Here is a 13,656-nt window from a genome sequence, read left to right on the forward strand (position 1 = left end):
ACGTCGTTGGCACGCCCACTGCTCTGTGCGGGCTCGCCGGGTTTTCAAATCCCCCAACCGGCCCTCACCGCGGAGCATCCAACATGTCACAGGGTCATTTCCGCCGACGCCTCACCCAGGCGTTGGTGCTGATGGGCGTCTGCAGCGCGCCCTCGGCGTTCGCCGTCGTCCAAGGCTCGGAGGGCGTGCGCAGCCACGACGCCCGCGTCACCCACAACCAGGGCCTGCGCCAGGGCCTCAGCGCGAAGCAGCAGGACAAGGCGGCCCAGCTTCGCAAGAGCGTGCCCGAGCTGCGCGTGGAGCACGACGCCACCACGGGCCTCGTCCGCTCGCTGGTCAACCCCGTGGGCGCGCTGACCTCCCCCCTCAAGGGTGACGCGCTCGCCGTGGGCCTCACCTTCGTGCAGAACCAGCGGGAGCTGCTCGGCCTGGAGCTCAAGGACCTGGCCAGCCTGGAGGTCACCGACCGCGTCTACTCGCGTCAGACGGGCATCACCCACCTCTACCTGCGCCAGACGCACGAGGGCCTGCCCCTCTACAACGGCCAGCTCCAAATCAACGTCGACAGCCAGGGCCGCGTGCTCAGCGTGCACAGCGACTTCCTGCCGTCGCTGGCCCAGAGCATCGCCAGCATCCAGCCCCGCCTGGGCGCCGCCGCCGCCGTCACCGGCGCCGCGCGTCACCTCGGCCTGAAGATGGCCACCGCGCCCCGCGCGCTGGAGAAGGAGGCCGGCCCCCGTCAGCGCACCCGCGTGGAGCAGTCCGGCCTGTCCACCGAGCCCATCGACGCCCAGCTCGCGCTGTTGCCCGTGCGCCCCGGTGACGCCCGGCTGGTGTGGAACTTCCAGGTCCACACCCCCGACAGCAAGCACGTCTACGACATGACGGTGGACGCCAACACCGGCGAGGTGTGGACGCGCTTCGACTGGACGGCCTCGGACGCGTACTCCGTCTACCGGCGCCCGGTGGAGAGCCCCATCCACAACACGCCGCTGCCGCCGATGGACGGCCGGCTGAGCCTGCTCAACCCCGCCAACCTCATCGCGTCACCCTACGGCTGGCACGACACCAACGGCGTCCCCGGGGCCGAGTACACCATCCACCGCGGCAACAACGTCCACGCCTACGACGACTCGGCCAACGCCGACGTGCCGCCCCTGCTGCAGCCCGACTGCGGCACCGGCCTCACCTGCAGCTTCCTGCTGGACCTGACCCAGGACCCGTCCACGTACAAGCCGGCGGCCATCACCAACCTGTTCTACTGGAACAACATCATCCACGACATCCAGTACCAGTACGGGTTCGACGAGGCGGCCGGCAACTTCCAGCACAACACCTACGGCAACGGGGGCCTGGGCAACGACTCCGTGCGCGCCGAGGCGCAGGACGGCTACGGCCTCAACAACGCCTACTTCACGTCTCCGCCGGACGGGCAGCGCCCGCGCATGGAGATGTTCGTCTGGAACCAGACCTTCCCCCGCCGCGACGGTGACTTGGACAGCGGCATCATCGTGCACGAGTACGGGCACGGCATCTCCAACCGCCAGGTGGGTGGTCCCAGCAACGCCAACTGCCTGCAGAACAACCAGCAGCCGGGCGAGGGCATCAGCGACTTCCTGGCGCTGATGTACACCGCGCGCCCCACGGACACCGGGCCGCAGGGCCGCGGCATGGGCACCTACGCCATGGGCCAGCCCACCACGGGCCTGGGCATCCGCACCAAGCGCTACAGCACCAACCAGACGGTGAACAACTGGACCTACGCCAGCATCAACGGCATGGCCGTGCCGCACGGCGTGGGCTCCGTCTTCGCGCAGGCGATGTGGGAGGCCTACTGGTCGCTGGTGGACCGCTGGGGCTTCAGCACCAACCTGTACAACGCGGCGGGCGGCGCCGGTAACCAGCGCATGATGCTGTACTTCAACGAGGGCCTGAAGAACACGCCCTGCGGCCCCACCTTCACCCAGGTGCGCGACGGCATCATCACGGCCGCGACGGCGCTGAACAACGGCGAGGACGTGTGCCGGCTGTGGACGGCCTTCGCCGACTTCGGCCTGGGCGTGGACGCCAACTCCGTGGGCCCCGCCAGCACCGCGCCCGTCAACGGCTTCAACGTGCCGGCCGCGTGCAAGACGGACGTGTGGGGCAAGGACAAGCCGTGGGACACGGGCGCCGAGCCGGACCCGGCCACCGCGGCCAACGGCATGTGGGAGAGCGAGGACATCTGGGTGCGCACGACGGCGACGCCCGGTCCGCACGAGAACCCGGAGGCCGGTCAGCCCAACTTCGTGCACGTGAAGGTGCGCAACCGCAGCGCGGTGGACGCGCACAACGTGGTGGTGAAGGTGTACGGCACCGCCGCGGCCACCAGCACCTCGTGGCCCAGCCTGTGGACGGAGCTGGGCGAGGCCAAGGTGGTGTACCTGCCGGCCGGCGCGGATGACGAGGTGGTGGTGCAGTGGAACCCGGCCGCCGCGGGCCACTACTGCCTGCTGGCGCGGCTGGTGACTCGGGCCGACCCGATGACGACGGCGGAGATTGGCAACCCCGACTACAACACCCGCCAGAACAACAACATCATCTGGCGCAACACCAACGTGGTGAACCTCATCCCGTTCGGCTTCTCCGACGCCACGTTCATCCTGCGCAACACGCTGACGGAAGGCCGCCTGTTCAACCTGCGCTTCCAGGACCGCACCGTGGAGGCCAAGCGCCCGCTGCTCGAGCGCGGCGGAATCGTGGTGGACCTGGGCCGCGAGCTGATGGAGCACTGGAAGAAGCACGGCGGCGAGCTGGAGGGCCTGGAGCAGGTCGGCGAGACGCGCTTCCAGGTCGTGGACCCGACCAAGGCCCGCATCGGCATCCACCTGGAGCCCGAGCAGGAGTTCCCCGTGGGCCTCCAGTTCCGGGACCGCGAGTGGAAGGAAGGCAAGCAGACCGACGAGTTCGTGCAGTACGAGTTCGCGGCCGTGCTCGAGGACCCCAAGCACGAGGAGGCCAAGACGCGGGACATCGGCGGCGTGACCTACTACGTGCGCATGTCCGCGCAGTAAGCCGCGTCGGCCTCACGTGAGGCCGGGGTGAAGCACACGGGGCCGGGTGGAGCCATCAAGGGCCACCCGGCCTTCGTCGTCTCAGGCGACGCGGGGCGTGGTCGCCTCGCACAGGTGCTCGAGGAACTCGGGCAGCAGCGCGGAGGAGATGATCCACAGCTTGCCCTCGCCCAGGTCGGCCAGGGCGGCGCGCTCGACGTACTCCACGCACGCCGACTCCACGTAGTGCACGAAGACGCGGCGGCCGCGCGGGCGGTACCACTCCGCGGCGTGCGCCAGCAGCGCGAGCAGGGCCCGCTGCGTCTCCGGCAGCGCATCGTCGGTGAGCGTCACCAGCCGCACGCCGTCCAGCACGTTGAAGAGGTTGAGGCCCGGCTGCGCGGACTCCATCACCGCGAAGGCCACGGCCTTGCCGTCCACGCGGGCCACGCGCAGCTCGCGCTCTCGGCCCAGGCCCGCCTCGCCCCACTTGGTGCGCGCGCGCGACAGCTCGAATCGCTCGGGCACCAGGTCCAGCGCCTCGCGGTACGCCACGGGGCGGGTGCGCTCGACCTCCTGGAAGAACCTCGCCTGCTCAGCCTCGGTGGGCACGGCGACGTCCACGTCCTCGGGGTGGTCCCAGTCGCGCTCCACCTCCGCCTCCATCAGGCGGAAGGGCGTGAGGCTGGCCTGCCCGGTGTGCTCGTACCAGCTGGCGAAGTCGAACTTGGTGAAGCGCACCCAGCGCACGTTCGCCTCGCAGTAGGCGATGAACCACTTCACGTCCGGGTCCACCTGCGTGGGCTCGTAGCCGCGCAGGTAGATGTCGCGCAGCGCCTCGCGCGCCGAGGAGCGCTGGCCGGGAATCGCCTGACGCGCCAGCTGGTGCGCCATCCACGTGCCCTCGTACGGCTTCACCACGGAGAGCGTGGCCTCCAGCGACTCACCCGCCGGACGCACCACCCGGTAGCCCAGCCGCGTGCGCCCCTCGAGCCGCTCCTGCGTGGCGTCGAACCAGGGGCGCTCCTCGGTGAAGTCCTCGGGCGACTTGCCCGGCAGCCCGAAGTAGCCCGAGCCCTGGAAGAGCTTCCACGTGGCGTCGCCCCAGTCGCCCTCCACGCGGGTGGACGGGTGCATCTGCGCCTCCACCAGCGCGCGCCACGCACGGGCGCCCTCGGCGTCCAGGGGGCGCACGGACATGCCACACCGGCGGCCCACCGCGGTGCCGGAGATGTTGCGCACCTCCGCGCGCAGCCGCACCGGCGCCATGCCCTCCATGGCCACTTCGAGCACCGGCTGGCGCAGCCCGGGATAGAGCAGGTCCTCGCCCGGCTCCGTCATGAAGGCCAGGCCCTCGTAGGACAGGTCGAGCACCGGCCGGCGCACGTGCACCTGGGGCCACAGCGGGTGGTCGAAGGACAACGTGCACGGGCTGCTGGGCGGGGCGCGGCGCAGCCAGCGGTGGCGGTAGCGCACCACCTCCGTGGGCACGGACATCATCACCCAGCCGGCCTCCTCGCGCGCGTCGTGGATCTCCAGGTGGACCACGCTGCTGTAGCCGAAGGCCTCCAGCACGAACGGGCCCTGGGGCAGCGGCCCCTCGAAGCGCCAGCCCATGCGGCCGTTGTGCACGTCGAAGTGGACGGCGGTGACGGGGACCTTCTGGCCCTGCGGCGTGCGGGCGACACCGCGCGCCTGACGTCCCACCAGCGCCTCGCAGATGCGCAGCACGCGCTCCTGGCGGTCGATGCGCTCCTTCCACACGGGCCGCGTCTCGGGCGGCAAGAGCAGGCCGTTGTCGCGCAGCGCCTCCAGCACCGTGACGATGCGCCGGCCCGCGTCGAGCGGCGGCGACACGAAGCGCAGGCTCACCTCCGGCTTGCCGCCGCGCACCTCCGTCACCTCCGCCGCGAGCGACGTGGCCCAGCGCTCACCCTGGCCCAGCACCACCGACGCGGCCTGTCCGGGGCTCGGCAAGGACCTTGAGTCCAGATGCAGTGTCAGGTGCTCGAGCGAGAGCTGCACCAGGCGGCCCGGCGCGTCACCGTCGCCGAACGAGGCGATCGCGGTCAGCTCCGTCCCCACCCGGTAGCCGAGCACCGACTCCCGGCCGCGCGTCCCGTCCCGTGTGTCCGCCTGCATGCCAGCTCCGTTGTGAGAAGGGAGACGATTGTACGACTTCGCGCGAAAGGAAGCAGTCCCCCGGTACGGATACCACCTGGGTGAACCGGGGTTCATATAGCCTGACCACTCCCGCGGGACGGGGAACTTGTTCGCCAGTACAGGCGTGGCGGAACCACATCCGGCGCGCCAACCCCCTGAGATTCAGGGACAAGTCACCTCCCGGAAGCCAGACACCCCCTCCGTTTTCGCGTCGGGTCTGCTTTCACCCGCCGGCACCCGAATCGAGTCCTGTCCGCCCACGAGGGCAGGCTCCCCGTCGCTTCCTCGACATCGACGCCGGGGTCACGGACGCCCGAGTGGCCAGGGTGGACCGTGCGGTATCGGGGGCTTCCCCGCCTCGATGGACACTGCTTCGTTGCCCGCATGAACGGGCGCTCGACGCGGTCCGGTGTGGGCCTGGGTCCGTGCCGAGGACGCGCGCTGCTCCCTCGGAGGAGGGGGACACACCTGGGGACCTCCGCAGTAGCACCTCATCCCACGGGCAGGCGGGCGGGGGCATCCGCCGCGCCTCGCCGAGATGGAACGACGTGCCCAGACGCGTTAGGGGGAGACGATGCCCCTGTCCACCCTCTGCCTTCGTTGCGGCATGTGCTGTGACGGGAGCCTCTTCACCCACGTCTCGCTCCAGCCCGACGAGGCCTCCGCGCTCGAGCGGCACGGTGTCCCCCTCTCGCGCCGCGAGGACGGCACCCAGGCGCTCGCCCAACACTGCGGCGCCCTGGAGGGCCGGACCTGCACCGTGTACTCGGACCGGCCCGCGAGCTGCCGCCGGTACCACTGCCAGCTCTTCGCCGCGCTCGCCGAGAAGGAGGTCTCCCTGGAGGAGGCGCTCGGCATCGTCGACCAGGCCCATGCGCTGAGGGCGACCTTGGAGCGCGAGCTGCCGGACGACTCGACCCTGGACGCACCTCGCTCGGTGATGCAGCGGGCGCGGCGCGCGGCCCAGGCCCACCCGGCCCGGCCTCTGTCCCAGCGTGCGCAGGATGCGTATGCGAGCACGGAGGCCTTCCTCGACAAGCACTTCCGGGGGCGCTTCGGCCGACGCGGGTGAGTCCGCTCCAGCGCACGTGGGCATGACACGGGCGCATGGAGTCCCTTCAGCTACGATGCGCGCCGCGCGGCCCCTTCACCGGGTGCCCAGGTCCTCAACGAGGTCACTGCCATCATGAAGACGTCGCTCCTCCCCGCCATCGCCCTGTCGTCCTTCGCGCTGCTGCATGCTCCGCTCGCGCTCGCGGGTGACGACCCGCTGGTGAAGGCCGCCTCCATCGACCTGAACGGCGACGGGAAGCCGGAGGACATCTCGCTGGAGACGAAGGAGGACGCGAAGGGGTTCGGCTACGTGCTCAAGGTCGGCGCCGCAACCGTCAACGTCCGCTCGGACGCCGAGGTGCACGGCTTCGTCATCGTCGACGTCGACAGTGGCGACAAGCGCAAGGAGGTCGCCGTGCACACCGGCATGACGGACCACGACAGCGCCAGCACGCTCTACGCGTTCGATGGCAAGGCGCTCAAGTCGCTGGGCTCGGTGCGCTCGCCCATCGAGGCGAAGGGCAACAACATCATCCTCTCCAGCACGTGGCAGTCGTTCTGGACGCGCGTCGACAAGTACGTGCTCGACGCGAAGGCCGGCAAGCTCGACCACGTGCCCCAGGAGTTCTACTTCGTGGGACAGGAGGCCAAGGTGCGCGAGTCCTTCCCCATCTTCCAGCAGCGCACCACCTCGAAGCCCGTCGCGCAGCTGGCCACGGGCTCCACCATCCAGGTGCTGCTCGCCGTGCCCGTCACCGTCCCCAGCGGCGTGAAGGGCCACCTGAAGGTCCAGGCCCACGCCTTCCTGGTGAAGTCCTCCACGGGCCTCGTCGGCTGGGTGAGCGAGAGCGTCCTCTCGTCCAAGACGGAGGGGCTCCCGTTCGCCGGCTGAGGCGCGCCCGCGTCTAGCCGACGAGCGCCAGCTCCACGCGTCCGAGCTGCTCGTCGGTGGAGGCCACCTTCACCGTCACCGGCATGCCCACGGTGAAGGCGCGCTCCTTGCCCACCAGCGACAGCTCGCGAGCGTCCGGACGGAACGGGCCTCCGGGCAGTCCCTCCGCGGGGAGCATCCCCTCCGCGAGCATGCCGTCGAGCTGCGCCACCAGGCCGAAGGGCTTCACGCGGACGATGCGCGCGGAGAACTCCTTGCCCACGTGGCCCGCCAGCCACCGCGCCTCCAGCACGTGGTGCCGGTCCGTCTCCGCGCGGTTGGCCGAGCGCGCCCGCGCGTTGATGTGCGTGGCGAGCGACTCCACCGTCGGGTCCTCGTCCAGGTAGTCGCGGCGCCCGTGCAGGTAGCCCTTCAGCGTGCGGTGCACCGCCAGGTCCGCGTACCGGCGGATGGGCGAGGTGAAGTGCAGGTACAGGGGCGCGGCGAGGCCGAAGTGCGGCCCCGGCTTCACGGTGTAGCGCGACGGGCCCAGCGAACGGCGCAGCACCGAGCGCAGCGCGGGCTCCGCGGCCGCACCGACAATCTGCCGGTCGAACGCGGACAGGGCCAGCGGCGTCAGCTCCCGCCCGAAGCCCGCGGCGAAGCCCGAGTGCTCCGCGAACGCGTTCAGGTCCGCGACCCGCTCCGGGTCGGGCTGCTCGTGCACGCGGAAGACGCCGGGCAGGCCGCGCGCCAGCATCCACGTGGCGATGGCCTCGTTCGCCGCGACCATGAAGCGCTCAATCATGCCGTGCGCGGACGTGGGCCGCTCGGACACGAGGCCCGACACCGCGCCGGTGGACGCGTCGAAGGTGAACCGCGCTTCATCTCGCGCGAACTCCATGCCGCCGCGCGCGCCACGGGCCACGGCGAGTCGAGCGGCCGCCAGTCGGAACCACGGCATGACCTCGCGCACGGGCTCCATCGGTGGGGAGACCTCGCCCCGGTCGAGGAAGGCCCCGACCTCGTCGTAGTTGAGCCGCGCCCAGGAGCGGATGACGCTCTCGTACACGTCCGCGGCCGTCACGCGGCCCTGCGGGTCGATGCGCAGCTCCACCGTGAGGCAGTGCCGCTCCTGTCCCGGCACCAGGCTCAGCCAGTCCGACGACAGCGCCTCGGGCAGCATCGGCAGCACGCGGCCCGCCATGTACACGCTGGTGGCGCGCTCACGGGCCTCCGCGTCGAGCACGGTGCCCTCCTTCACGCGCTCACTGACATCCGCGATGGAGACGAGCAGGCGCAGCGCGCCGTCAGGCCCCGCGGGCAGCACGGAGATGGCGTCGTCGATGTCCCGCGTGGACGGCGCGTCCACGGTGACGGTGGGCACGTCGCGCAAATCACGGCGGGAGCCGACGGCGTGAGGCACCTCGCGAGCGAGCCGCGCGTCCTCGATGGCTTGTGGGGAGAAGTCCTTGCTCAGGCCATGACGCGCGATGATGCGCTCGAGCGAGCGGTCCTCGCCGGGCTCGACCTTGTAGAGCAGGACGACCTTGCCCTCGGCGATGGAGGCGACCACCGCGTCGCCGTGCTGCACGCGGGTGGAGCCTGCGTCGAGCACCCAGTCGGCGTTGCCCACCTCGCGGTCGATGCGCAGGAACAGGGCGCCCTTGCGTGAGACGACCTCGCCGTAGACGCGGGTGCGGGGGCGCTCCACCAGGGACAGGTGGCTCGCCGTCCAGCGGCCGTCCGCGGCGGCGGTCACGGTGCCGGTGACGATGTCGCCAGAGAAGAGTGGGTTGAGGTCCGGGGGCGGGATGAAGGCGGACAGCACCTCGCGCGAGCCCGGGGCCTGCACGGTGAGGAAGCCGAAGCCTCGCGGGTGGACATCGATGCGGCCAGTGACGGTGCGGGGAGAAACAGGAGTATCCATGGAACCTTGGAGCGCGTCTTAGCCCAGGTCCCAGCGGGGACGGGCGACACGGACGCGCGGAATGTGAAGTGGGAAGGGGGCGCTGTCCGGAGGCCGGCTCACGAGAGGAGCCTGGGCTCGCTGGGAACAGCGCACGAAACACGATGAGAACGGGGACCCGGACGTGGGGCGGCCCGCGCTCCTGACGCCCTAGTTCTTGGGCTCGTCGCGCATCGCCCGGCGCTGCTCGAATGAGCCGAACAGCGTCTCCACGAACTGCTTCGTGGAGAGGCCCGGTGGAAGGCCGGGCGCGGGGAGGACCGACGTGTAGACCTCGTTTCCACCCTCTAGGACCCGGAACGATGCCCCGATCCAGGCGAACAAGGTGACGTGGCCCTCCGGGTGGCGCGCCAGCTCCAGTTCACCCCCTTCGGGTCCCTCGCAGAAGACGTCGAGCCGGCCGCCAGGCTGGACGGTGAACGGCATCCCCTCGGGCTCCAGTTCCAGCTCCACGGGGATGTCCCGCGTGTTCTCGAAGTCGAACCGCACCATCTTCATGGCCGTGCCCCACTCGCTTCCCGAAGCGTCACGCCTCGGTTTTCACACAACCGCTCGCGCCAACACCACCCGCGCCCCATGGACACACATCACGGCACACCGTGGAAGTCTTCACGGTGGGTGCGTCCCGCGAGCGGCGCGGAGTAGGGTCGCCCCTTTCGCGGTGGCGAGGGGGCCTCCGCGTCCTTCCTGACGGACGAAGAATGAAGACCGAGCTTGGAATCCATCTGGGCATGTCCGCGCGCACGGCCCGGAGGAACATGGGACTGACACAGGCGGTGGTCGCCGAGCGGCTCGGCGTGGCCCGCGAGGTCTACGCGCGTCTGGAGCGCGGCCACATGCTCCCGAGCCTCCACACCCTCAAGGGCCTGTGCACCGTGCTGCGCGTGCCACCCCATGAGCTGCTCGCCCTGGACGCGAGCATCGAGACACCCCCGGGTCGCAAGCGCCCTCCACCCACCCCGCGCATCGAGTCCGCCGCCCTGGTGGACCTCCGCAAGAACCTGCGCGGCCTGTCCCGCTCCGACTTGCGCCTGCTCAACGCCCTCGCCGCCACCCTTCCCGCAACCCCTCCCCGCAGGCACGCCGCACCTGAACCCGACATCAAGAATTCGTTGAAATCGGCGTGATGTCGATATTCATGGACTTTTCTTCGACCACGACTTTCGCGTCCGTCCAGGTGCCGGTGTAGATTCGGCGCCTTCCGATGAGTGGGACGACGCTGCCGCTCGCGCCGGATGCCTCCAGGGGCCGGTCGCTGGGCAAGTACGAGGTGCTCAGCCGCCTGTCCACGGGCGGGATGGCGGAGATCTTCCTCGCGTCACAGCGTGGGCTCGCGGGCTTCCGCAAGCTGGTGGTGCTCAAGCAAATCCTGCCGGACATCCGGGGTGAGGAAGAGTTCATCCGGATGTTCCTGGACGAGGCGAAGGTCACCGCCGCGTTCAACCATCCGCACATCGCCCAGGTGTTCGACCTGGACATCGCCGAGGGTGAGCTGTTCCTGGCGATGGAGTTCGTGCCCGGGGCCACGCTGGTGGAGGTGGCGCGCGCGTGCCGGCAGGCCAACCACCCCATCCCCATGGGCTTCAGCCTGATGGCGGTGCGCGACACGGCCGTCGCCCTGCACTACGCGCACACCTTCACGGACCCGCTCGGCCACCCCTCGCCCGTCATCCACCGGGACGTGGCCGAGAAGAACGTCATGGTGACGTACGAGGGCGTCACCAAGCTGTTGGACTTCGGCATCGCCAAGAGCCTGGCGCGCGCCAGCCGCACCGCGGTGGGCATGGTGAAGGGCACCAGCGGCTACATGTCGCCCGAGCAGATCATGGGCGACCCGCTGGACGCGCGCAGTGACTTGTTCAGCCTGGGCGTGGTGCTGCACGAGCTGCTCACCGGCATGCGGCTGTTCTACGCCAAGCAGGCCGAGGCGATGATGAACGCGGTGCTGAAGTGCGAGGTGACGCCGCCCTCTCGCACCAACAAGCAGATACCGCCGGAGCTGGACGCCATCGTCCTGCGCGCGCTGTCGAAGCGGCGCGAGGACCGCTACGCCACCACGCTGGAGTTCGCCCGCGCCCTGGAGCGCGCGGTGGGCCCGCTCATCTGGCACCCCGAGCAGAGCAGCGAGGTGATGCGCCGCCTCTTCGCCGACCGGCGCGAGCAGACCCGTCAGCTCCTCATCGCCGGTCCCGCTGGCGACGTGACCGGAGAGACGAACGTCGCGCAGATGCTGGCCATGGGCGGTAACGCCCCCACCGCGCCCGACGTCCCCGAGCCTCCCACCGTCAACACCACCTCCGGCCCTCCGGACGCCGCGCCGATGCCGCGTCGGGCCTCGGGGACGATGCCGACGGTGAAGTCGTCCGGCCCGCAGTCCGGGGCCCAGGCCACGCCGCGCCGGGTCACCACCAACGCCCTGCCGGCGACGCCTCCACCACCGCCCCCGCCGGACCCGGAGCCTCCTCGCAAGGCCGTGCTCCGGGCGCCGCCCCAGAAGAAGCTGGTCACCCGGGGCGCCGGTCAGGAGCCCTCGCGTCCGCCGCCTCCGCCTCCTCCCTCGGAGACGCTGCCTTCCCGGCCGCCCGACGATGAGACGCACACGGCCCGCACCCAGCCAGGTCGCCCCGCGCTGTCGACCCCGGGCCCCGCGCGCACGCCACCGCCTCCTCCCCCGGCGGCGCTGACGTCCTCGGGCTCCGGCTCCACGCGCTCGCCTCCCTCGGCCCCGCCCTCCCCCGGCCCCGCGCGGACACCGCCTCCGCCCCCCTCGCGCCCCTCGAGCGGGGATGACACCACGCTGCGCAACGAGTCGCGTCCCCGCTCCGGCCGCACGATGGAGGCCCCACGCGCCCAGGTGCCCGCGCCGCCGCCCGCGCGGAACGAGGAGACGGCCATGGTCCGCATGACCACGCTCTCCTCGGAGTCGGGCGCGTCCCGCAGGCCCCCGGCCCCTCGTCGCAGGACCCAGGCCCAGCTCCCCGCGTCCACCCAGGCGCCGGACCCGAACCTGGAGGTCACCACCAAGCCCGCGCGCTCCTTCCAGGAGAGCCGCCGCCCTCCCCCGCTCGCGGAGGCCGAGGACAACGACTCCCATGTCCACACGCTGAACGGCGTCCCCGCCGCGCGCTCCCGGGTCGGCCTCAAGGTCCTGGCCACCGTGCTGGTACTGCTCGCGGTGGGGGCGGTCGTGGTGGGACTGGGGCTCGACGGTGGAGTCGTCTCCAATCGGGTGCGGCCCCTCCTGGGACTCGCGCCCCGCGTGACGCCGCTGCCTCCGGAGCAGGTGAAGAAGCCCGTCCCCCCGCCCAAGGCGGAGAGCGCCCCCACCCAGAACCCCCTCGCCGACAAGCCCGTGGCTCCGCCGGCGGACCCGGTGGCGCCCCCCGCCTCGCCGGAGGAAGAGGCCGTGCCCGAGGCTCCGTCCGAGACGGAGGTCGCGGACACCGCTGCCCCCGTGAGCGAGGAGGAGAAGTCCTCGCCGCGCGCCAAGTCCCCACGCACGCCCAACAAGCGGGCCCAGCCCAAGGACTCCGCTCCCCTGGCCACCGGCGAGCCGGGCTTCCTCACCCTGAGCACCGAGCCCCAGGCCCAGGTCTTCCTGGGCGGACAGCTCCTGGGCGAGACGCCGCTGTTCAAGGTGAACCTGCCCTCGGGCAAGCACACCCTGAAGCTGGTCGACGATGAGGGCAGGGCGCTCAAGCTGACGGTCGAAATCAAGCCCGGCGACACCACCTCCATGCGCGTGCCGCTGGAGATGTTGTCCCGTCAGTAGCAATCGTTCCCGGCATGGTGCGTAGCCCGGCATGAGGGGCCCCTGCCGGGCTCCACGGCCCTTTGGGAGCACGCCATGAAGACCGCCCGGATGTCCCTGCTCGTCCCCTTGATGATGTTCGCCGGAACCGCCGCCGCCGGGGACGCGCAGACGCGGGACGTCTCCGACTTCCACAGCATCGAGGTGGGCCACGGCATCAAGGCCGAGCTCAAGGTGGGCCCCAAGTCCGTCCGCGTCGAGGGCCCCGCGGACCTGCTGTCCCGCCTGGAGCTCGAGGTGGAGGACGGGGAGCTCGCCACGAAGGTGGAGCGCCAGGGCATCCGCGACTCGTTCAACGGCGGCAAGATTCGCCTCTTCATCACCGTGCCCCGGCTGGAGGAGGTCACCGTCAGCGGCGGCGGCTCGGTCCAGGGTGAGGTGGCCACCTCCGAGGACTTCTCCATCGAGGCCAGCGGCGGCGCCTCCATCGACCTGCGGGGTATCGACACGCGGAAGCTGGACCTGGAGGCCAGCGGCGGGGGCACCGTCGAGCTGAAGGGGCGCGCGCGGCAGCTGGACATCGAGGCCAGCGGCGGGGCCGTGGTCAAGGCGATGAGGCTCGAGGGCCTGAGGAACCTGGACGTGGAGGCCAGCGGCGGCGCGCAGGTGGAGGCCGACCCCTCGGAGAGCCTGCAGGTGGAGGCCAGCGGCGGCACCACCGTGAAGTGCGTCTCCCGTCCCAACCGCACCCAGGTGCAGGCCAGCGGCGGCAGCCGCGTCATCTACTCGAAGGACTGAGGCGCGGCGGGCTTTCGCC

Annotated in this window: 9 protein-coding genes; 6 read left to right on the forward strand and 3 right to left on the reverse strand. The window is 71.0% G+C overall.

The features are described from left to right. Positions 1-83: 83 nt before the first annotated feature. A complete protein-coding gene (locus LXT21_RS31930) occupies positions 84-3,053 on the forward strand; it encodes a M36 family metallopeptidase (protein WP_254041999.1) in 2,970 nt (989 codons plus the stop codon). Between the two features lie 81 nt (positions 3,054-3,134). On the opposite strand, the gene LXT21_RS31935 is transcribed toward LXT21_RS31930, so the two are convergent. Beyond that, a complete protein-coding gene (locus tag LXT21_RS31935; RefSeq protein ID WP_254042000.1) occupies positions 3,135-5,174 on the reverse strand; it encodes a PilZ domain-containing protein in 2,040 nt (679 codons plus the stop codon). Positions 5,175-5,769: 595 nt separating this feature from the next. On the opposite strand from LXT21_RS31935, the gene LXT21_RS31940 reads away from it, so the two are divergent. Both LXT21_RS31940 and LXT21_RS31945 read left to right on the forward strand, forming a co-directional pair. Continuing rightward, positions 5,770-6,267, forward strand: coding sequence for a YkgJ family cysteine cluster protein (locus LXT21_RS31940; RefSeq protein WP_254042001.1), 498 nt, complete (start codon positions 5,770-5,772; stop codon positions 6,265-6,267). Positions 6,268-6,381: 114 nt separating this feature from the next. Further along, a complete protein-coding gene (locus LXT21_RS31945; RefSeq protein WP_254042002.1) occupies positions 6,382-7,140 on the forward strand; it encodes a hypothetical protein in 759 nt (252 codons plus the stop codon). Positions 7,141-7,153: 13 nt separating this feature from the next. On the opposite strand, the gene LXT21_RS31950 is transcribed toward LXT21_RS31945, so the two are convergent. Further along, on the reverse strand, positions 7,154-9,049 hold the full coding sequence (locus tag LXT21_RS31950; protein WP_254042003.1) for a ribonuclease R family protein: 1,896 nt from the start codon (positions 9,047-9,049) through the stop codon (positions 7,154-7,156). A 189-nt stretch (positions 9,050-9,238) separates the two neighbouring features. Then, positions 9,239-9,586, reverse strand: a complete 348-nt coding sequence (locus tag LXT21_RS31955) for a hypothetical protein (RefSeq protein ID WP_254042004.1) — start codon at positions 9,584-9,586, stop codon at positions 9,239-9,241. Between the two features lie 203 nt (positions 9,587-9,789). On the opposite strand from LXT21_RS31955, the gene LXT21_RS31960 reads away from it, so the two are divergent. From LXT21_RS31960 to LXT21_RS31980, 3 genes are all read left to right on the forward strand, one after another. Further along, on the forward strand, positions 9,790-10,215 hold the full coding sequence (locus tag LXT21_RS31960) for a helix-turn-helix domain-containing protein (RefSeq protein WP_254042005.1): 426 nt from the start codon (positions 9,790-9,792) through the stop codon (positions 10,213-10,215). A gap of 77 nt (positions 10,216-10,292) precedes the next feature. Then, positions 10,293-12,860 (forward strand): serine/threonine-protein kinase, encoded by a 2,568-nt coding sequence (locus LXT21_RS44970; RefSeq protein ID WP_256572159.1) that lies wholly within the window; start codon positions 10,293-10,295, stop codon positions 12,858-12,860. Between the two features lie 75 nt (positions 12,861-12,935). Further along, entirely contained in the window at positions 12,936-13,637 is a 702-nt protein-coding gene (locus LXT21_RS31980; RefSeq protein WP_254042006.1) for a head GIN domain-containing protein, read from the forward strand. Positions 13,638-13,656: the final 19 nt, after the last annotated feature.

This window comes from Myxococcus guangdongensis, from assembly GCF_024198255.1.
GTDB lineage: Bacteria > Myxococcota > Myxococcia > Myxococcales > Myxococcaceae > Myxococcus > Myxococcus guangdongensis.

Excerpts from the sequence above, each read along its gene's own strand:
- LXT21_RS31940 (WP_254042001.1), top strand. The coding sequence starts at position 5,770 with ATGCCCCTGTCCACCCTCTGCCTTCGTTGCGGCATGTGCTGTGACGGG.
- LXT21_RS31955 (WP_254042004.1), bottom strand. The coding sequence starts at position 9,586 with ATGAAGATGGTGCGGTTCGACTTCGAGAACACGCGGGACATCCCCGTG.
- LXT21_RS31960 (WP_254042005.1), top strand. The coding sequence starts at position 9,790 with ATGAAGACCGAGCTTGGAATCCATCTGGGCATGTCCGCGCGCACGGCC.
- LXT21_RS31930 (WP_254041999.1), top strand. The coding sequence starts at position 84 with ATGTCACAGGGTCATTTCCGCCGACGCCTCACCCAGGCGTTGGTGCTG.
- LXT21_RS31945 (WP_254042002.1), top strand. The coding sequence starts at position 6,382 with ATGAAGACGTCGCTCCTCCCCGCCATCGCCCTGTCGTCCTTCGCGCTG.
- LXT21_RS31980 (WP_254042006.1), top strand. The coding sequence starts at position 12,936 with ATGAAGACCGCCCGGATGTCCCTGCTCGTCCCCTTGATGATGTTCGCC.
- LXT21_RS44970 (WP_256572159.1), top strand. The coding sequence starts at position 10,293 with ATGAGTGGGACGACGCTGCCGCTCGCGCCGGATGCCTCCAGGGGCCGG.
- LXT21_RS31935 (WP_254042000.1), bottom strand. The coding sequence starts at position 5,174 with ATGCAGGCGGACACACGGGACGGGACGCGCGGCCGGGAGTCGGTGCTC.
- LXT21_RS31950 (WP_254042003.1), bottom strand. The coding sequence starts at position 9,049 with ATGGATACTCCTGTTTCTCCCCGCACCGTCACTGGCCGCATCGATGTC.